Here is an 18,855-nt window from a genome sequence, read left to right as displayed (position 1 = left end):
TAATTGAGAAAAAACCATTTCTTTGACTAATTTTGATTAAAGCAATAAAGTAATGGGTATAAGTTTGATGACTAGAGTTTTAATTCCTAATTAGGACATGTTTTTAAAATAAAAAGTGAAATTTATTTATAAAAATTCTAATTTGGGGGTTGAAAGTCAAAGATAGTCAAACTATAATATGATTAAGGTCAAAGATAGTCAAAGTCAAAGACCGAACTATTCACCTTATTTTTGAAGGAGGAAAGCGAATATGCAATGTCAAAATTGTGGAGTTCGTGAAGCAAAAATCAACGTAAACCTTCGATTTAATAATCAAACACAACAAATGAATTTATGTGAAACTTGTTTTCAGGATATAAAGAATAGTGCTAAAAACCCGTCTGGCTTCTTTAATCAGGGCGGTATGGATTTCAATAATTTCTTTGGCGGGGAATCCCCATTTGAATCAGGGTTCCAGCAAGCTGGAGGTCAAGCGCAGCAGCAAACCACAGGCGGAAAAGGCGGTGGACTGCTGGACGAGCTTGGCAGCAATCTGACCAATGCCGCTAAGGCAGGCTTGATCGATCCCGTCATCGGCCGCCAAAACGAAGTGAAGCGTGTGATTGAGACATTAAACAGAAGGAATAAAAACAACCCGGTGCTTATCGGTGAGCCTGGTGTAGGTAAAACAGCTATTGCCGAAGGCCTGGCTTTAAAAATCGCAGAAGGAAATGTCCCTGCGAAATTGATGAATAAAGAAATTTATTTGCTTGATGTCGCTTCCCTTGTAGCAAACACAGGGATGAGAGGACAATTTGAAGAGCGAATGAAGCGTTTAGTTTCAGAATTGCAAAATAGAAAAAATGTAATTTTGTTTGTGGATGAAATTCATCAGCTAGTCGGGGCAGGAACAGCTGAAAGTTCGCAAATGGACGCGGGCAACATTCTTAAGCCTGCCCTTGCCAGAGGTGAGCTGCAGTTAGTCGGCGCCACTACGCTGAAGGAATACAGAAAAATTGAGAAAGATGCGGCCTTAGAACGCCGTTTGCAACCGATTATTGTGAAGGAACCGAGCACTGAGGAAGCAGTACAGATCTTGCAAGGCTTACAAGAACGGTATGAAAGTTACCATCAAGTCAGCTTTTCAGAAGAGGCTATTCGGGGTGCGGTAACCCTTTCCCAGCGCTACCTGCAGGACCGTTTCTTGCCGGACAAGGCAATTGATCTAATGGATGAAGCAGGCGCTCGTTTGAATCTTGCTCATTCAGCGTCCGATAAAGATACAATCCAGCAGCACTTAGATGAAATTCATAAAGAAAAGCTGGAAGCAGCTGAAAAAGAGGACTATGAACGTGCTGCGAACCTAAGGCATCAAGAAATAAAACTGGAAAAACAGCTGGATGAAGCGGTTGAAGAACCAACGGCCGAAGTAACGGTGGAAGACATTCAGTTGCTTGTCGAAGAAAAAACGGGCATCCCTGTCCGGAAAATTCAAGCCGACGAACAAGAGAAAATGAAGTACCTTGCCACACACTTGTCTGAAAAAGTGATCGGCCAAGAAACAGCGGTTGAAAAAGTAGCAAAAGCAGTTCGCCGCAGCAGAGCAGGGTTAAAATCCAAACACCGGCCGATTGGTTCATTCTTGTTCGTCGGACCAACCGGTGTAGGGAAAACAGAGCTTACCAAGGCACTCGCGGAAGAGCTTTTCGGTACGAAGGAATCCCTAATCCGTCTAGATATGAGTGAATACATGGAGAAGCACTCCGTCTCTAAAATTATCGGTTCACCTCCTGGCTATGTAGGCCATGAGGAAGCAGGACAACTGACCGAGCGAGTTCGCCGAAACCCCTACAGCTTGATTTTGCTCGATGAAATTGAAAAGGCCCATCCAGATGTACAAAACATGTTCCTGCAAATCATGGAGGATGGCCATTTGACAGACAGCCATGGACGAAGAGTAAGCTTTAAGGAAACAGTTATCATTATGACAAGCAATGCGGGAACTGGGGATAAACAAGTATCCGTCGGATTCACCAGCAATGCCAGTGATGCTGTTTCTACCTTGGAAAAACTCAGCGCCTACTTCAAACCAGAGTTTCTAAACAGATTCGATGCGATCATTCCATTCAATGAATTACACGAATCTGATCTTATCCAAATCGTCGACTTAATGATTGGCGAATTAACGGAAACGCTGCAAGAAGAGGGATTGTCTATTACTGTGTCCGAACAGGCGAAAAAATACTTGGCTGATCAAGGTTATGATCCACGCTTCGGAGCAAGGCCGCTGCGCCGGGTTATCCAGGAAAAAGTCGAAGATGGCATTACCGACCTGGTATTGGAAGAAGAAGCTATCGATACCATCAGAGTAGAATTAATCGATAATCAAATTCAGGTCACAAAAGCATAATAGAAATTGGCATCGGCCTCCTTATCGGAGGCCGATTTTTTTTGTTGATCACAGGAGCAGCCAACAGGATTTCATTCCTTCAAAACGAAAGCAGCGAGAATAAAAGCGGGGATTATTCCTAAATCTAATAAAGACTTGCCATAAAAAAGGAGGGATTTCATTGAGAAGGCTCCTGGCTGCCGTTATCATCGTTCTGCAAGTGACTGCTTTTCTATCCATCCAGCATAAAGCCGCCGGTCAGGAAGGGCGTCTGGAAGTCCATTTTATTGATGTTGGGCAAGGGGACAGCATTCTCATTATTACTCCAAATGGCAGAACGATGCTTGTAGATGGAGGGCCGCCTTCGGCTGCCAGCAAAGTAGCCTCTTACTTGCAGCAAAATGGGATAACCACCCTGGATTTAGTAGTAGCCACTCATCCAGATATCGATCATATCGGCGGCCTGGTAAAAGTTTTAAAGGAATTTAAAGTGAGCCGGTTAGTGGACAGCGGGAAATTATATACTACCTCTACTTATTTTGACTATTTAGAACAGATTGAGAGGCATAAAATCCCCGTGACGATTGCAAAAGGAGAAGAAGATATCAGGCTTGACCCTAACCTTTCTATCCATATTCTGAACACCCAAAACGCATTCAAAACGAATAATCAATCTTCTATTGCCTTGTCATTAAGCTACGGCCAAATAGATTTTTTGTTAATGGCAGATGTTGAAACAACCCAGGAAAAAAAATTACTGGAACAAAAAAAGCTGGATGCAGAAATATTAAAAGTGGCTCATCATGGGTCAGATACTAGTACATCCTTTGAGTTTTTACGGGAAGTTACTCCTGATACAGCAATTTTATCCTACAGCATTAATAATGATTTTGGCCATCCGGTTAATCGGGTCGTCGATAGCTTGCAGTTAGTAGGGGCCAATGTTTACTCGACTGCTAAAGCAGGTGATATTGTAATCGCTTCAGATGGAAAAAGCTATCGAGTCGATGTGGCAGGGGGAGAGCGGATTTTGACCAAATAAGCTTTTTATAAAATCAATTATCGTAATAAAAAAAGACCGGCCACCTAAATGGCCAGTCTTATCAAATTAGTTGATGAATTTATCTTTTGCTGTTATTATTGTTTCTAGATCTGCTATTACCGCCTTTTTGGCCGATCTCTTCATAGAATTCTTTATCATATTTGTTGCTTACGGTGTTACCGCCTTTTTGTCCGATTTCCTGGAAATGGTCTTTGTCGTATTTGTCACTTACGGTGTTACCGCCTTTTTGTCCGATTTCCTGGAAGTGTTCTTTGTCGTATTTGTCACTTACGGTGTTACCGCCTTTTTGTCCAATTTCCTGGAAATGTTCTTTGTCGTATTTGTCGCTTACAGTGTTACCGCCTTTTTGTCCGATTTCCTGGAAGTGTTCTTTGTCGTATTTGTCGCTTACGGTGTTACCGCCTTTTTGTCCGATTTCCTGGAAATGATCTTTGTCATATTTGTCACTTACAGTGTTGCCGCCTTTTTGTCCGATTTCCTGGAAATGGTCTTTGTCATACTTATTACTAACAGTATTACCGCCTTTTTGACCTGCTTCTTCTACAGACATCTTATTGTTTCTGCGTTTATTATTGTTTGCCATCTTTATCTTTCCTCCTTTAAATTGTTTTCACTACTACGAGTTCCACGTATGCATTTCTTTAAACTAATCCAGATGAGAAGGCTACTTTTTTCTTAACCAGCTAGAAATAAATGTAAATAACGCGGGTAATTTGGAAGGTTTTAGGATGTTCCGTATTGAGGGAAGGCAAAACTCCATTACAAATTAGCAATTTTTTTGCGATGAATTGTCGGAAGATTCAGTTAATAAAAAGGAATGGCCGGCAGTTTTTGCGCATAAGGAAAAGGGAATAGCTCCTTATAGATAAAAAAGATATTATTCGAATTAATGGAGGTAACCCAGTTGATTACAAAATCACAAGCAAACACAACTGAAATTGTTTGTAAGAATGAGTATAGTAAATTGGAAAAATTGTTTGTCTGTTCTCCGCAATTTATGGAGATTAGGGAAATCATTAATGAGACACAACGCCATTATATCGGGGAAAATATAAACGTCAACAAAGCGGTAGACCAGCATGAAGCTTTTATTAAGGTCTTAGAAGAGCAAGGCGCTGATGTCATTAAACTGCAGCCTCACAAAAAACTAAATGAACAAGTATTTACACGGGACATTGGTTTTTGTATCAATGATCAATTGTTTTTGTCGGAAATGAATAATCATATTCGTGGAGACGAGTTAACGGTGTTGAGGGAACAGCTTGCCAGCAGCGGAATCCCATATATTCAGCCATTTAAACACTCTATTGAAGGCGGAGATGTCCTCGTTGACCAAAACATAGTCTGGGTAGGTATCAGCAAAAGAACGTCACGAAAAGCTGCTAATGCGTTAAACAAACAGCTTCCTGATTATCAAGTTAAACCGCTTCCAATTCATAAGGATATTTTACATCTTGATTGTGCGCTTAATATTCTGAGCCCTAAATGGGCAATTGCTTATCCAGGTGCTTTTCAGGCAGAAGATTATCAACAATTGAAGAACCAGTATCACATCATTGAAGTTTCGCCGGAAGAACAATTCACCATGGGAACCAACGTACTTTCAATTGGAGGCGGGAAAGTGATCAGTCTCCCGCAAAATAGCGGTGTAAACGAAAAGATGCGCAAGGCAGGCTTCACAGTAATTGAAGTAGAGTTCTCCGAAATAATAAAATCTGGGGGTTCGTTCCGGTGCTGCAGCCTTCCCATTCTACGGACCAACAATTAATAGCAGAGAAGCCGCATAATCATATGACGGCTTCTTTTTTTGAATTGTGATAAAGCATTAGCTGGCAATATTTTTTTCAGTTCAGCCTATTGCAAAACCAATCGAGTATGTTATATAATATTTCTTGTCTGAGTAAACAAATTATTATTAAAAAAATACGGGGCATTAGCTCAGCTGGGAGAGCGCTACACTGGCAGTGTAGAGGTCAGCGGTTCGAGCCCGCTATGCTCCATCATTCAACCCCTTGGCTATCAAGGGGTTTTTATATGTGCAGACTTTTTGTTTTGATGATTTCTATCCTCTTGGGGGCGGTTTTTTTCTAAAGGTGCATATTTGTTAAATTGGTCTGCCATTCGTTTTTCTCTCTTTTTCGAGATGTGACCATAGACTTCATCAGTAATTTTTGTACTTGAATGTCTGGCTCGTTTTACAATGGCTGGGAGGTTACTTCATCTTCTTCCATCAACAGAGCGACCATTGTACGAAGAAGGTCATGTAATTAGTCTTTCCACTTTGTAGTAGGGGTGCGAAGTATGAGGGCTTCCCTGTACCTTTATGGAACAAATAATTATGGCCACCACCTTCCCAGAACTCGCCAGCTTTCACTTTTCAATCCCCATTCCTCACAAAGATCCATATACCATTCTGACATGACTACCGAATCCTTTGAAGATTTTGTTTTAAGACTTTCACTACAACTTGTCCATTTTCGGTTTGGACGATGTTATTCTCCACTTTAATTTCAATAGACTCATAAATCACATGTTTCCATTCCAGAGATGTGCCAGTTGGATACCCATTCCTCTAACGCAGCGGCCTTATATTGTGGAAAATTGTTCATATATTTCACCCTCCTTTGCTATTACACAAATCTAAGTTCGTAAAAAACAAATAGAATTATTGGGTTTATATATAATAGGTAAAATGGACTAATTGACAAAAAAAGGCTTTAAAAAAATCTCCTTAATACGATATAAATAATATGAATTTATTTCCAAAAAAGGGAGAGACCTAAATGAAAAAACTTATTTTTTTGTTACTCGTAGTTATTGCCATTCCATCGCTTCTCACTGTTAATACGGTTTTGGCTACAGAGAAGGCTGATTTAAGTGAAGTTGTTTTTGAAGATGATTTGGGAAAAAATGAAAATCCGTCATTTGTAAAACCAGAAGGGGAATTAGAAATATTAAATAATAAGTCTGGTTCCGTAATAAAAGAAGGTTTAAATCTGGAAAGTGATCATCAAAGGGTTACAGGTCAAGCTTCTATCCAAGCAAGTAACGATTCGCCAAACACCGCGGCTCTCATCGAAATTGGAAGTGTTTATTCAGATTACATAACAGAAGAGGGGCAACAAAAGTGGTATCGCTTTGAGAATACCGATGCAGGAAAACTCACAGTAATCCTCCAAACTGTACAATCTGCCAATGTAGACTATGATTTACATCTTTTTAAATTAAATGAAGAAACTATGACATTAGAGGAAGAAATAATCTCAAGTTACGGTTCTGCAAAAAATGAACAGTTGAGTAAACTAAGTGAAGGAGGAGTGTACTATATAGCTGTTAATTCAGCTGCAGGTTTTGACAGTGAATCTCCTTTCACATTTACCGTCCGCCATTCGCCATCCTTTGACCAATCTGAACCAGATGATAATATTTGGCAAGCACCAGCATATTTAAACAATGTATATGAGAGTCAAACCTTAGATAATAGTTTTGATATGGATTGGGTGTTGTTAGAACTTGATGAAGAGAAGACTCTTACAGTTAATTTAGATAACCCTGCAACTGGTAACTATCAACTCGATATTTTTGACCCTGCATTAAATTCTCTAGCTGGACTAGAGGATAATAAGAATTATTCAATAGTTTTCCCAAAAGGAGTATATCTTTTAAGGGTACAATCAACTAGCGGAGATTATGACGCAGAACAATCTTATACTTTAGATATAAGAGAACGTGCAGGAGAAGCTAAAGATGCAGTGATATCTAATATTGATACAGATGATAATGTAGAGGGGTATCTTAATTACGGGTATGGTAATAAATGGAGAATTGAGCATTTCATGAATGTTAGAGGTCAACTCTTTGATGAGAATGGTTTGTCAGTTCCTAACACAAATGTAGAAGTCCGAATTGCCACAGTACTAAACGATCGAGTATATATAGAATCGGGGACCACAGACCGTAATGGGAATTTTGAAATAGAATTTCCTAACATTCAAGAGGCAGTTGGAGAATACGGTTTTAACAATAATGTTAGTTATCACTATTTTGATATTATCCCTATAGTTGTGCTCTCTAATGGAAAGGTAGTAGATTCGAATGAAGATTCATTATATCACTTTGCTTATTCCGTTTATCAGCCACACTAAGGAGAGGATAAATAATGTCGAAATTAACCAATGTTTTTAACAGCCAACAGATTAATGTGAATCAAACGAATCGTAATATACCACGGCAACTATCGAATGGAGAAAGCGTCAATAATTCTTCAAACATAAAGTTAGATAAGTTACTTCTCTCTGATGTAGTTGGTGCAGAAATAAATCAGTCCTCAAAGCTAGAAGTGACCGAGATTAAAGATGAAAATTCAGTGAGGCTAGAATCTGATTATAATCAATATTATTCTTCTTTTGTTGAAGAGTTAGAAGGGGTTTCTGAAGAAGAAAAGAATCAGCTTTCGGAACTTATAAAGAAAGCAATAACCAGGAATGAAGACTTTTTCTCGAGTGGATGGACTAGTTCAAAAGAAAGCATGTACCATCTTCAAACGAAAGAAAAACTCAATTTAATAGCAGAAAGGGCATTACCGCCTTCTTTTTCAGAGGAGATGAAAAATGTATCTAATCAATTCATAGAAGATCGGTTGGAGCAGACAGTAGACAAGTCATTACAAACTTACGAAATAATTTATAATCGAGATAAGTCTAAAGCAGGTCCTTTAGGGGATATAGCAGACCGCTTAAAAACCTCCATTCATAATATTCGAGAAGGAAACCATATCGTGCAACTTGAGCAAAAACAGTACAGTGAGTTGTTCTCAGAATTAAAACTGTCTAATCAATTCCAACATCATTACGAAGAAGTGATGAATGGTTACAAGGAGATTCAAAAAGAACAAATGGGTGGCTCATGGGACAAAAGATCTGAAGCAAGCGTAGATGAAAGTATTCAGTTACTTAGGGAAGATTGGAATGGATTTATAAACCAGTTTGAACAATTTAATTCTTACAATGTGTCATCCATTCACAACTCGCGTGTAGATATCAAAATTTGACATTTAGTATGAGTTAAGAAATTCTAATAAAAGCAGGCATCCATTTCATCTTAGTGGATGCCTGCTTTTATTTTTAGTAATAATCCTTTTCTGTAAACACGAAAAGGACCAACATAGTATGTTAGACATTTTCTAGAAAGTCTTCGTACTTGTTGATTACCTTCTCCATGCACCCCCAGTATATGGTAGTGGAAATAACTATGCTTTAAACTAGAAATTACTTTATTATCTATGAGATAATTCATTAAATAAAACTTTCGTTTAAAAGGGGGGAGCCGCTATGGACCGTAATATCGTTGCCCGAAATAATGTCACGATTAAAGGGAAAGGGAGCCAGCCTATTCTATTTGCGCCTGGCTTTGGCTGTGATCAATCGGTATGGAGCATGGTTTCGAAATCATTTGAACAAGATTATCAAGTCATCCTATTCGATTATGTTGGTATGGGGAAATCTGATTTAGGAGCCTTTGACTACGATAAATACAGTACACTTGATGGTTATGTACAGGACGTACTTGATATTTGTTCTGCATTGGCCTTAAAGGATGTCATTTTAGTCGGGCATTCTGTGGGGAGTATGATCGGTATGTTGGCTTCCCTGCGCCAGCCTGATTATTTTTCTTCCCTTATCATGATAGGACCATCCCCTTGCTATCTCAATCATCCTCCAGATTATTTTGGTGGATTTGAAAAAGAAGAGTTATTCGGTTTAATTGACATGATGGACAAAAATTACATCGGGTGGGCAAACGCCTTTGCATCTACTATTACAAATGACGCGGAGCATCCGGAAGTTGCTGAAGCGCTGGAAGATCGCTTTTGTTCCACAGACCCTGTCATTGCGCGCAGATTTGCGGAAACCTGTTTCTTTGCAGATAACCGGAAGGAATTGCCGAAAGTTACCCTGTCAACCTTGATATTACAATGTGCTGAAGATGTAATTGCACCTACCGTAGTAGGTGATTATATGCACCAACAATTACCTGAAAGCACCATACGTTATATGAAAGCCAGAGGTCATTGTCCACATATGAGTCATCCTGACGAGACCGTCGAATTAATGCATAACTATCTAGAAGAGCGTAAATCAGAGAAAATAGGTGGTCTTACTTAATGGATGAACAGCTAAATCAGGCACCCTGCGGATTTCTCACCTTGTCGACTGAAGGTGCAATCGTCTCGATGAATGAGATGTTACTGCGACTCCTTGGGTATCGACGGGATGAGTTGGTCGGACAGCATATAAATGTTATCTTATCAAATTCAGCGCGGGTGTTTTTTCAATTATATTTTATCCCGATGGTGACACAAAAGGGATTTGTCGAAGAAATGTATCTTTCATTGGCGACCAATCACCAATCAGAAGAGATACCAATCCTCCTAAATGCTTCCATGAATGAGAGTAGCCGACATAAACTTATCGATTGTGCCTTCCTTCCAATGCAAAGAAGAAACGATTATGAAGATCAACTGCTACTTGCCAACAAAGTTGCCAAAGATGCTCTAAATAAAAAACAAATCGCATTGGAAGAACTGGAAGCGAAACAGGACCAATTAATAAAAATCAATAAGCAAAATCAAAATGAGTTACAGCTGGCTAAAAAAATCCAGGAAACGTCTTTGACAGACGCTTTTACCAATGACCGTATGCAGGTTGAGTCCTATTATAAGGCATCAAAGGAACTATCAGGAGATATCTATGGCTTCTATCAAATCAATAACCACCAATATGGCGTGATTCTACTGGATGTGATGGGGCATGGCATATCATCCGCCTTAGTAACAATGTCTTTACAATCCTTATACCAAAAGGTGATTCCCAAGGGAATGAAGCCAGCTTCAGTGATGAAAGAATTGGATAGTCATTTACATTACTTATTTCATAATGATGAGGAGGCTTGGCATTACTGTACTGCTATATATCTTTTTATTGATACGGAAAAGCATACGATTGAATATATCAACTCAGGTCATCCGCCAGCAATTTACCATGATAAAAATGGGCGGCAAGAAGAACTCTGTGCAACAAACCCTCCTCTAGGCACATTTGAGGGAATTAAGTACAATTCCAAAACCATCCGGTATGCTGAAGGATCTAGATTGTTGCTATATACGGATGGAGTATCGGAACTTATCGGGTACAACTATCTGCAGGATTTATTGATGAAATCTAGGAATGCTGTATCCCAAATGAAAGAAGAAATATTACTGGAACTTAATCAGAAAGAAAATAGTTACTACCAAAAAGATGATCAGTGCTTTATATTAATCGACTTAAAGTGAGGGCGATTATCTTTATCGCATGAACCAGAACCATTTCTCGTATATAGCTAAGAGAGGTGGTTCTTTCCGTTTGAATTTTATCCATCGGTGTATTTTTAGAAGAATCATCCTCCATTTGTCGAATTTCTAACAAGTAAGGAGGGGGCTTGATGAAAGTAATTCTAAAGTTTTCAGATGGGAGTGCCGTAGAAGTGCCAGATGCTTCTAAAACCAATGAATTCGTTAAGTTAATCAAAAAACGAGAAGAGCCAATAAAGTATTGAAGTTGGAAATCCTTCTAATGGTTTTCAGTTAAGACGAAATGCTGGAGAGGTTGTTTCAGTACAGGTGGTTTTTTAGATATGAAAAGAGGGACTTCCCACAGAAAAGTTCCTCTATAAACGCTTTTTATTCTTTCTTGAGTTGGTTCCGTCTTTTCTGAGCCCGCGAAGTCGTAATTATACTGGGAATGCCGGCAATCATACTCACCATCAAACTCAACATCACTTACCGCCGCTCTCCTGTGAATAGTATTGCATGATGAAAACAGGAGCTGTCCGACAAGCGTAAACCAGGAAGCAACCCAGGAAAATCGCAAGTTTTCCTTCATCCTCTGCAGGTTTTATTGGCAGTGATGCAACCCGCCTAGTGAAGGTGAGGACAGATTTCGGTGCCTTCGTGTTTGAATGGCAGGTTTTCTGACTGCACTTCGCGCCATAATTACCAGGAAATCGCTATAGGATCAAAGGAGATGATTTTCGGTTTTTTCTCACTTATTGTTGATTCGATGGTCAGTACATATTTCCTACCTTCATCCAGGTTGAAAGTTCGTTTCTCATGGAAAGTTTGACTAGGTTTTACTTTGCTTTTATAAGCAATATCCGGAAAAACCATTTCATCGACAGATTCATTTTTTTGCTGGTCCATCATCCCAAATCGCATCATTGCCATTCCATGGTGGATCGTGGCTGGCTTTTCCCCTGTATAGGTCAAACGGCCTTCTACGGTCAACGTATCAGAAGAGCGTGAATAGATTTTGGCGAGCAGATGGAAGCTACCTGATTCTTTTTCCACTGTCATTGGTTCCTGTCCGGTTGTAAAACTGTTTCGCTCCTCCTGTTTTTCAGCTGTTCCAGTTTCCGAATTTCCGCAGGCTGCCAATAAAACAGATGCCGCCAGGATAGCTGTAAATAACGTTGCTTTTTTTTTCATGGTTATCCTCTCCTGTTCTAACAGTCGTTCCTTGGGGGGAGGAGTTTCTTAAGAAAATGTAAAGAAACAGCAAAATCCTGACGGATCGGTCAGGATTTTTTTACCAATCAAACATATATTTGAGCGCCAGTGTTATCGCTGTGTGGCTTAAGGCTCCAATCAAAAAGGCTGGTAAGTGGGCGTTTTCTTCTGATGGAAGCTCTTTTTTAAGCACATTCAAAATCATCGCCCCGGAGATGAATGCAAAAATCAGGGCAAGGACGAATGAAGGAAATGGGATCAGGATACCAGCAACCCAGCCGATGAAGATCCCTAAGGCAAGAATGTATCTGCCGAACTTTTCATATCTGCGCGAATCCTCCCGCCATAAATCGTGTGATACCGCCATGTAATGGAAGCCGACGGCAACGCCATAAAAAGCAGCTTCAACTCCCTCGATATCTGATCCGAATACTATGAAGGCGATCAGCATATTGTATAAGCCGAAAAAGGAGATCTGAATCCAAAAGAAGCTGCCTTCTCCATTCGGGTGTTGTCTTTCAGCTTTATCGGCGGCCTTATGGATGGCATAAAAGACAATAACCCCAATCAAACCGATGAAATAGAGCTCAGTCTCCATGGTCAGTCCGCCAGCCTTATCACCATAATCCTCCTGTTGTTTATGGAGAGAAGGCAGGACATATACAAATACATAGGATACGGCAATTCCTCCTGAAAAAGATAGCCATCTGGCGGGGCCCATCCGGGAGGATGCAATGATTTTATTTGAAAATAATTGGACGATTAAATAGCAGATGCCAATGATGATGCTTCCAGCAGTCACTAGGTTTTCCTCCATCTCCAAGTCTGTTTTTAGGTCATTTTAAACGTTTCCCCAGGTTGCCTGACTGTAAACTTTCTGTAATGCTACATCGTCCGCTTGATTTGAACCACTGCTGCATGCCCATGTAAAATAGATAATGTAGCAACGATAGAGAGGATTGTTTTTATGTTGAATCTATTCAAAAAGAAAAAGTGTGCGATGTGCGGCCAAAAGGCAGCAAAGCCCACTGAATATATAAATGATCGTGAAGAGAAAGTGATTATCTGTTATAAATGTGTTCCTTATGCGGAAAGAAGAGCGTTTAGAAGGAGATAATCCGTTTAACAGGAAGAGCCCCCTGTGGTTTATTGCCGCAGGGGGCTCTTTGCAGTTTTGGCTGAAACTTTCATGGTTTATAACAAGCAATAAGTCAGTTTCCGTTAATACCCTTTGTCATAATCGACCAAATTGACGGAAGGTTTTCCACCTTTTATGTAAGCTGCCAGGTTTGGGATAAAGATGTCTTCAATCACCCGTTTATCATAATATTCGGTTGAGCCAGCAGTATGGGGAGTGATGATTACATTTTTGAGATTCCATAGCGGGCTGTTGTTTTCCAGAGGTTCCGATTCAAAGACGTCAAGGCCGGCACCGGCAATTTGTCCAGCCTGCAGGGCGTCAACAAGAGCGTGCTCATCTACTACCCCGCCACGGCCGATATTAATAAAAAAACTCGTCACCTTCATATCAGCGAACTGTTCTCGGCCGAATAAGTGTTGCGTTTCCCTTGTAAGCGGTACGGTGGCAACAACATAATCGCAATCCGGTAGGATGGTATTCAATTGCTCTGTTACTGCCATCTTGTCGACAAATGGCTCTGGCTTATGGGAATGCCTTACGCCAATCACCTTCATGCCAAATGCCTTGGCAATCTTCGCTGTTTCTTTACCGATTGCTCCCATTCCTATGATCCCGATCGTTTTTTCGTGAATTTCCAGCTTGAGGCCTTCATGTGACCATGTTTTTGTTTGCTGATTCCTGATATAGGAAGGTATCTTTCGGGTCAGGCTCAGCATCATTGCAAATATGGTTTCCGAAATCGGATAGGCATGGACACCGTTGGCGCTGGTTAATAAAATATCTAGCTCGGACAGCCTTTCAAGCAGATAGCTGTCAATGCCTGCACTCCAGCTTTGAATCCAGCGCAGTGGAGAATCCCCTTGTAGGCAAGGTTCTTCCATTTCCTGCTTCCAGCCAGCGATTATTTCCGCGTCATGCAGGTGATCCTGCCACGAGTCTTTATGTTTTCCGGCAATGATTTCCCAATCAGGTGCTGCCTGTCGTACTTGGTCATATAACTGCTGCTCGATATCCTGGGCAAGGATAATTTTTCGTTTACTCATCTTTACCACCCCATCATTCATAGATTTTTTTCCATTCAAGACGGCTAGTTTATTATTTGTATTCTAACATGATGACTGGAAAGACTGCTTGAAATTTGCTGTTACCAATATACATACTAAAAGGAAGCTGACAGAAAGCCAGCTTCCTTTTTTATCAACTATGGGTTTTTGTTGTAGTTGTATCCGCCGTTTGCAGCTTGTTATTGTCGGGAGGATGCTGCTTATCTTCCTGATCACTGACAAGCTCATTCGTTGCCTTTTTGAATTCTTTCAAAGTGCTGCCGAAGGCCCGACCGACTTCGGGAAGTTTGGATGGACCAAAAACAATCAAAGCAAGCACTACTAGTAAAATCAAGCCGGGGATACCAATGTTCTGGATCATAGCGTTCCTCCTTCGTCATAGTACTTACAATATAGGTACACCGTGGCGCTGCAAGGCAGCTGCCTCTAAATCAGACATTCCTTGGTGTTCAGCAAAAACAGCAAGCTGATCAGAAATGGCAGGACCAAAACCGGCTGGAGGAGCGGCATGTGCCATCTGGCGCTGGCGTCCAGCGTTTCTTCTGGCAAATGGTCCCCAAATGGCAAAGGTAATACCAGGGGTTTGAATATTTACAAAAAAGGTTTTTCCGTCTGTCGAGAAGGTGGGACCGGCTAGTTCTGAATCGTTCAAGCGGTTTTCGGCAAATTGATAAACTTGTCCTTCCGGAGTAATGCCCATCACCCGGTCGCTCCCAGGTCCATCTTCAACAAACCAGACATCGCCCCAAGGTGTTACACAGAGATTGTCGGGCATTTCCATTTGATTGGCACTTGCTGCTTCATAGAAGAGCTCTAGTTGGTTGGTAGAAGGGATGTAACGGTAAATGCGCCCTTGTTGTCCATCCGTGTAGCCTGCCGACGTATCACTGAACCAGAAAACCCCAGCAGAGAACTGGGAGCCTTCCAGCCGGCTGAACTGAATACAGTCTTTCGCTTCGGCATCGTCACTGGCTTTTTCCGGGTTGAGCGTTTTCCAGACAATCTTGTATTTCTTCTCTGGATATAAAGCTTCCGCAGACCTGCCTGGTGTTTCCTCGATTGCTGCTGCCTGCAGTGTGCCGCCCTTTTGCAAAGCACCTGGCCTCGGGCTGGAATCAACAGGTATATAACGATATAAAAAGCTTGGAGAAGAATCTTCCGTTAAATAAACGATTCCAGTAGATGGGTCTACGTCGCACGCTTCGTGGGAAAAGGCGCCCATTTCCCTGATTGGTGTTCGTGATAATTTGTTTTCCGGATCTTGGGGATCGACTTCAAACACATAGCCGTGCCCTCTTTCCATCGTCTCTTCACACGTCAGCCATGTCCCCCAAGGGGTAGCGCCTCCTGCACAATTACGGATCGTTCCTGAAGATGTGACATATTCATCCATTACTTTCCGATTAGGACCGACAACCAGAGCAGTAGTTCCGCCAGTGTTGTCTTTATCATATGGATTTTTACCGATGACTGGATAATCTGTATTCCCGGTTAATTCATGATTGCGGACAAGGATGGTAGAATTGTGCTTTCCAGGGAAAGCTGCCATTCCATCAAATGCAGAAGGAATAGGGCGTCCATCTGACAGCCTGCCGCCTTCTTCGGAAATAATCCGATATTGAAAACCCTTGGGAAGATCGAGGATACCGCCAGGATCTTTTTCTAACTGTCCATAGCCGCTAAAGGTCGAATTCGGCTTCTTTTTTTGGCCAGCTTGAACGGATGGGGCTGAAGCGAGAGAAAACAAACCGGTTGTAGTTAATGTCAAAGCTAATGTGCCCATACTTCCCGCTTTCAAAAAATTTCTCCGGTCCATGCTATGTTTTTGTTTATCCAAGTCAAACATGCCTCCTAGAGTAGTATGCTGAGATTCTAGTAAGTAGTTTCTATTATCAAGCTAGCATGGTTCTATTAAGCCCCTATTTAGTTATTGTTAAGCCTTTGTTAATCGGGATAAAAGGGTGCGAAAGTAATGGTGCGGGAGATACAGACGGCAGTATGGAAAGAGAGGAGTATGAGCAAATTTCCCTAGCAGGGAGAATCTGGAAGGGATTTCTGTAAGAGGATTCCCTTTTTCCCGGAAAGTATATTATAATGGCTGGAGAGGGGGAGAAATACGTGGAAAAGTCTACAGAATCAGAAACAAGATATATGATGGTAAAAATGAACAGCATGGAAACCGCCAGTATAGATAATGTCGATCCGACCTTTTATGTCTATGACAAACAAGGAGAGCAGACAATCACCTTCTCCGAATCAGAGATTGCCAGCTTAGAAGATCAGGAGTTGAAAACATACTTAAGGGAATACTTTCAGCAGTTAGCAGAAGAAGCCTCAAGATAAGGGGCTTCTTTGCATATAGGAACAAAAATTTTATTGATTGCGAAAAAAAACTGCCAGGCTGAATACCTGGCAGTCATTAATTGCTGCTGGAAGCGGCAGCTGCAGAAGCCCCGGTGACAGCTGCTATCATAGCCGCCTGTTGGGCTTGTATGATTGTTTCCATAGAAGTGGATAAGCTTGTATTCAATACGCTGGAGTCGGCTATTTTATCACTCATGTAGAAGTTAACAGCCATTATTACATTCATGTCTTTCTGCCATTTGAACAATTTTTGCTTGTTTAAGCGATCAATAACGGCGGCAATCGCCTGCAAATCTATGGACTGTTCGGGAAGTAGGGCAAGCATTCCCATCAAGGGATAGAATTTTGTTTTTCTTTTTATCCCTGCCTGGTCAAATTGCTGAGAAACGCTGGCAGTACGTTCAACTAAATGGGCAATTTCCTCTTCCTCGTCTAATGCAAGAATGTGGCTAAGAAACTGAAGGTCATTCCCTTTTCTGAAACCGTTTTTGTCAAGCAGGCTGTAACAAGCTTCGATTCGGCTGGTCAGCTCGCTAACTATGCCATTTCTCTGAGCAAGCAAAGCAGCTAGTGGATAGTCACTTGTCGAAGTCAGAAAGATATGCTCGTCTTTCATGCTTTGGTAGATGACATCGGCTTTATTGATGCGGGCAGTATAGTCAGATTCTTCATTGGTTAAAAGCACCAAAGCTGCTATGTATGTGAAAGCACCTCTGCGGAAACCGAATTCTACCATCTGCTTATATATGTCTATCATTTCCTGGAACTTATCCTCTGGATGGGAAAACTGCACATCGAGCATGGCAGCTGTAGTGAACCTTGAATGGGATTTAAGAGAGGAGAAAAGCCCAGACTCTTTTTTTATAAGATTAGCTAAACGGGAAAACCGCTTGAAACAAAAATTTTGATTGTTGACGATATAAAGGGAGGCAGCAATCATGAATATCCGCTGGTCAGAAACCTTCCACTTTAAGTTGGTTTTCAGCTGTTGATAAATATCTACGTATGCATCGGTTTTTTGTTGCAGCTCCTCCGTATACATTTAAGAACACTTCCTTTTTGGTGTTTATTAGGCTTTATAATGTATACGACGCTTTCAACCATAAAGTTTCATCCCTTACCGGATCACAAAAGAAAACAATATGTAAAATCGTTTTATGTTTTTATTTTTTCTATGACTAATTGGTAATTTTCTGGAAGCATCTTTTTCCTTTTCGTTTCTTCAATGAAATCAACTGCTTCTTCATATGTTGGAAAAACGAGTTCTTTATTTTGTTGAAAAAATTCAACTTCTATTCCGGCTTTTACGATTCCTACCACTTTATACACGATATCAACTCCTACTAAGGTTTAACGTGATTGGAGCGATTGCCTCTCGCTTGCGGATGTGCAGCCGCGAGTTCAGGTATAGCACTTCATATTATTCCGTTATTCCATAATTCACCTATGCATATAAAAAGCCGAAAAGGAGTCATTTCCTTTTCGGCTTATGTCTGGCTCTATTTGTCCAGTCCATTTCCACCTGATTATTTTTCTGGTTTTAATATTAAAGCGATATATCCTTTATCAAGGTCAAAGTCCCAATCTGCGAAGACATCTTCTATTTGGACACCTAACAAAGATTCCAGCAAATCGATATTAAGCAAGCTTTTTTCGAGTCGCCGCTTTGATAATTTAAGCTGCTCTTCAAATCCTGCTTTGATTAATTCCTTTTCAATCCGGACAAGGATTCCTTTGCGGACAATCATAAGTGTCCGCGGATTGAGCATTAGCGAGAAGAGACTGCTTGGAGCCTTCTGTGCCTTCTCACTAAAACGGACAATTTCTTCATGCACCTTATCCCTTGCCGGATAGCTGAGATAGTCTTCGGTAATATTCTGCTCTTCTTCAGACATCTCGGCGATAATGATGCCTGTTTTATTTGTTAAGGACCAGTCATAATAAATATTTTGAATATCGACTTGTGCTGTCGTCCTAATGGTTGCTTTTATATCGGGAAGCAACTCCTGCATGAGCAGGTCTCTCGTCTCCTGCACTTTAAGATCATTCTTTTGGTTGACCAGCACCCGTTCCATTGGTGCCAGGAAATCCCGTAAATGAATCGTTATAAACGGCTTTACTACAGACACAAAAAGGGATGATGGCCCTTTTCCGAAATTATCTCTGAATAGTTTGCCTGTGTAACTAGCAATCTCTGCTTCGATTGATTTGTTATCCATTGCTTTCATTCCTTTTGCATAAGGATAGAACATTATTTTTCTATCCCCGTAGTTAATTATAACATTTCCACACTTAAATGTAAGGCAAACT

The 18,855-nt window shown here is 40.8% G+C and carries 17 protein-coding genes and 1 tRNA gene; 9 read left to right on the top strand and 9 right to left on the bottom strand.

The genetic code is table 11. The features are described 5' to 3' along the window. The first annotated feature begins 250 nt into the window (after positions 1 to 250). Both BLR93_RS13215 and BLR93_RS13210 read left to right on the top strand, forming a co-directional pair. Positions 251 to 2,389 (top strand): ATP-dependent Clp protease ATP-binding subunit, encoded by a 2,139-nt coding sequence (locus BLR93_RS13215; RefSeq protein ID WP_093215444.1) that lies wholly within the window; start codon positions 251 to 253, stop codon positions 2,387 to 2,389. 160 nt (positions 2,390 to 2,549) lie between these two features. After that, positions 2,550 to 3,410 (top strand): ComEC/Rec2 family competence protein, encoded by an 861-nt coding sequence (locus BLR93_RS13210; RefSeq protein WP_175559363.1) that lies wholly within the window; start codon positions 2,550 to 2,552, stop codon positions 3,408 to 3,410. Between the two features lie 79 nt (positions 3,411 to 3,489). Here BLR93_RS13210 and BLR93_RS13205 read toward each other — a convergent pair whose 3' ends face one another. Further along, entirely contained in the window at positions 3,490 to 4,014 is a 525-nt protein-coding gene (locus tag BLR93_RS13205) for a con-10 family general stress protein (protein WP_093215438.1), read from the bottom strand. Positions 4,015 to 4,335: 321 nt separating this feature from the next. On the opposite strand from BLR93_RS13205, the gene BLR93_RS13200 reads away from it, so the two are divergent. The 6 genes from BLR93_RS13200 (at position 4,336) to BLR93_RS13175 (ending at position 10,764) form a co-directional block, all read left to right on the top strand. Beyond that, a complete protein-coding gene (locus tag BLR93_RS13200; RefSeq protein WP_342720576.1) occupies positions 4,336 to 5,199 on the top strand; it encodes a dimethylarginine dimethylaminohydrolase family protein in 864 nt (287 codons plus the stop codon). Between the two features lie 159 nt (positions 5,200 to 5,358). After that, positions 5,359 to 5,431, top strand: a tRNA-Ala gene (locus BLR93_RS13195). Positions 5,432 to 6,214: 783 nt separating this feature from the next. Then, the gene (locus tag BLR93_RS13190; RefSeq protein WP_093215435.1) at positions 6,215 to 7,576 is read left to right on the top strand and encodes a hypothetical protein; all 1,362 of its coding nucleotides are present in this window, start codon (positions 6,215 to 6,217) and stop codon (positions 7,574 to 7,576) included. Between the two features lie 14 nt (positions 7,577 to 7,590). Further along, complete coding sequence (locus tag BLR93_RS13185; protein ID WP_093215432.1) at positions 7,591 to 8,481, top strand: hypothetical protein; 891 nt, start codon at positions 7,591 to 7,593, stop codon at positions 8,479 to 8,481. A gap of 280 nt (positions 8,482 to 8,761) precedes the next feature. Further along, a complete protein-coding gene (locus BLR93_RS13180; protein WP_093215429.1) occupies positions 8,762 to 9,595 on the top strand; it encodes an alpha/beta fold hydrolase in 834 nt (277 codons plus the stop codon). Beyond that, entirely contained in the window at positions 9,595 to 10,764 is a 1,170-nt protein-coding gene (locus tag BLR93_RS13175) for a PP2C family protein-serine/threonine phosphatase (RefSeq protein ID WP_093215427.1), read from the top strand. Before BLR93_RS13180 ends, BLR93_RS13175 begins: the two co-directional genes overlap by 1 nt. A gap of 699 nt (positions 10,765 to 11,463) precedes the next feature. On the opposite strand, the gene BLR93_RS13165 is transcribed toward BLR93_RS13175, so the two are convergent. The 5 genes from BLR93_RS13165 to BLR93_RS13145 all read right to left on the bottom strand — a co-directional run bounded on the left by BLR93_RS13165 (position 11,464) and on the right by BLR93_RS13145 (position 16,018). Next, positions 11,464 to 11,955, bottom strand: a complete 492-nt coding sequence (locus BLR93_RS13165; RefSeq protein WP_093215421.1) for a hypothetical protein — start codon at positions 11,953 to 11,955, stop codon at positions 11,464 to 11,466. 100 nt (positions 11,956 to 12,055) lie between these two features. Beyond that, entirely contained in the window at positions 12,056 to 12,778 is a 723-nt protein-coding gene (locus tag BLR93_RS13160) for a hypothetical protein (protein WP_093215419.1), read from the bottom strand. A 419-nt stretch (positions 12,779 to 13,197) separates the two neighbouring features. Then, the gene (locus tag BLR93_RS13155; RefSeq protein ID WP_093215416.1) at positions 13,198 to 14,160 is read right to left on the bottom strand and encodes a D-2-hydroxyacid dehydrogenase; all 963 of its coding nucleotides are present in this window, start codon (positions 14,158 to 14,160) and stop codon (positions 13,198 to 13,200) included. A gap of 154 nt (positions 14,161 to 14,314) precedes the next feature. Then, complete coding sequence (locus BLR93_RS13150; RefSeq protein WP_093215413.1) at positions 14,315 to 14,542, bottom strand: twin-arginine translocase TatA/TatE family subunit; 228 nt, start codon at positions 14,540 to 14,542, stop codon at positions 14,315 to 14,317. 24 nt (positions 14,543 to 14,566) lie between these two features. After that, a complete protein-coding gene (locus BLR93_RS13145) occupies positions 14,567 to 16,018 on the bottom strand; it encodes an alkaline phosphatase PhoX (protein WP_093215829.1) in 1,452 nt (483 codons plus the stop codon). 281 nt (positions 16,019 to 16,299) lie between these two features. Here BLR93_RS13145 and BLR93_RS13140 point away from each other — a divergent pair, with 281 nt between their 5' ends. Continuing rightward, on the top strand, positions 16,300 to 16,524 hold the full coding sequence (locus BLR93_RS13140) for a hypothetical protein (RefSeq protein WP_093215410.1): 225 nt from the start codon (positions 16,300 to 16,302) through the stop codon (positions 16,522 to 16,524). A gap of 76 nt (positions 16,525 to 16,600) precedes the next feature. On the opposite strand, the gene BLR93_RS13135 is transcribed toward BLR93_RS13140, so the two are convergent. The 3 genes from BLR93_RS13135 to BLR93_RS13130 all read right to left on the bottom strand — a co-directional run bounded on the left by BLR93_RS13135 (position 16,601) and on the right by BLR93_RS13130 (position 18,764). Beyond that, a complete protein-coding gene (locus BLR93_RS13135) occupies positions 16,601 to 17,587 on the bottom strand; it encodes a DUF4003 family protein (RefSeq protein ID WP_093215408.1) in 987 nt (328 codons plus the stop codon). A 113-nt stretch (positions 17,588 to 17,700) separates the two neighbouring features. After that, on the bottom strand, positions 17,701 to 17,874 hold the full coding sequence (locus BLR93_RS18100; RefSeq protein WP_175559360.1) for a hypothetical protein: 174 nt from the start codon (positions 17,872 to 17,874) through the stop codon (positions 17,701 to 17,703). Between the two features lie 197 nt (positions 17,875 to 18,071). Next, entirely contained in the window at positions 18,072 to 18,764 is a 693-nt protein-coding gene (locus tag BLR93_RS13130) for a Na-translocating system protein MpsC family protein (protein WP_093215827.1), read from the bottom strand. Between the last annotated feature and the right edge of the window lie 91 nt (positions 18,765 to 18,855).

Origin of the sequence: Sediminibacillus albus (assembly GCF_900101125.1) — a bacterium.
GTDB classification, from domain to species: domain Bacteria; phylum Bacillota; class Bacilli; order Bacillales; family Amphibacillaceae; genus Sediminibacillus; species Sediminibacillus albus.
The sequence above is the reverse complement of the archived record's forward strand: the minus strand, read 5'-3'. Positions and strand labels throughout refer to the sequence as shown.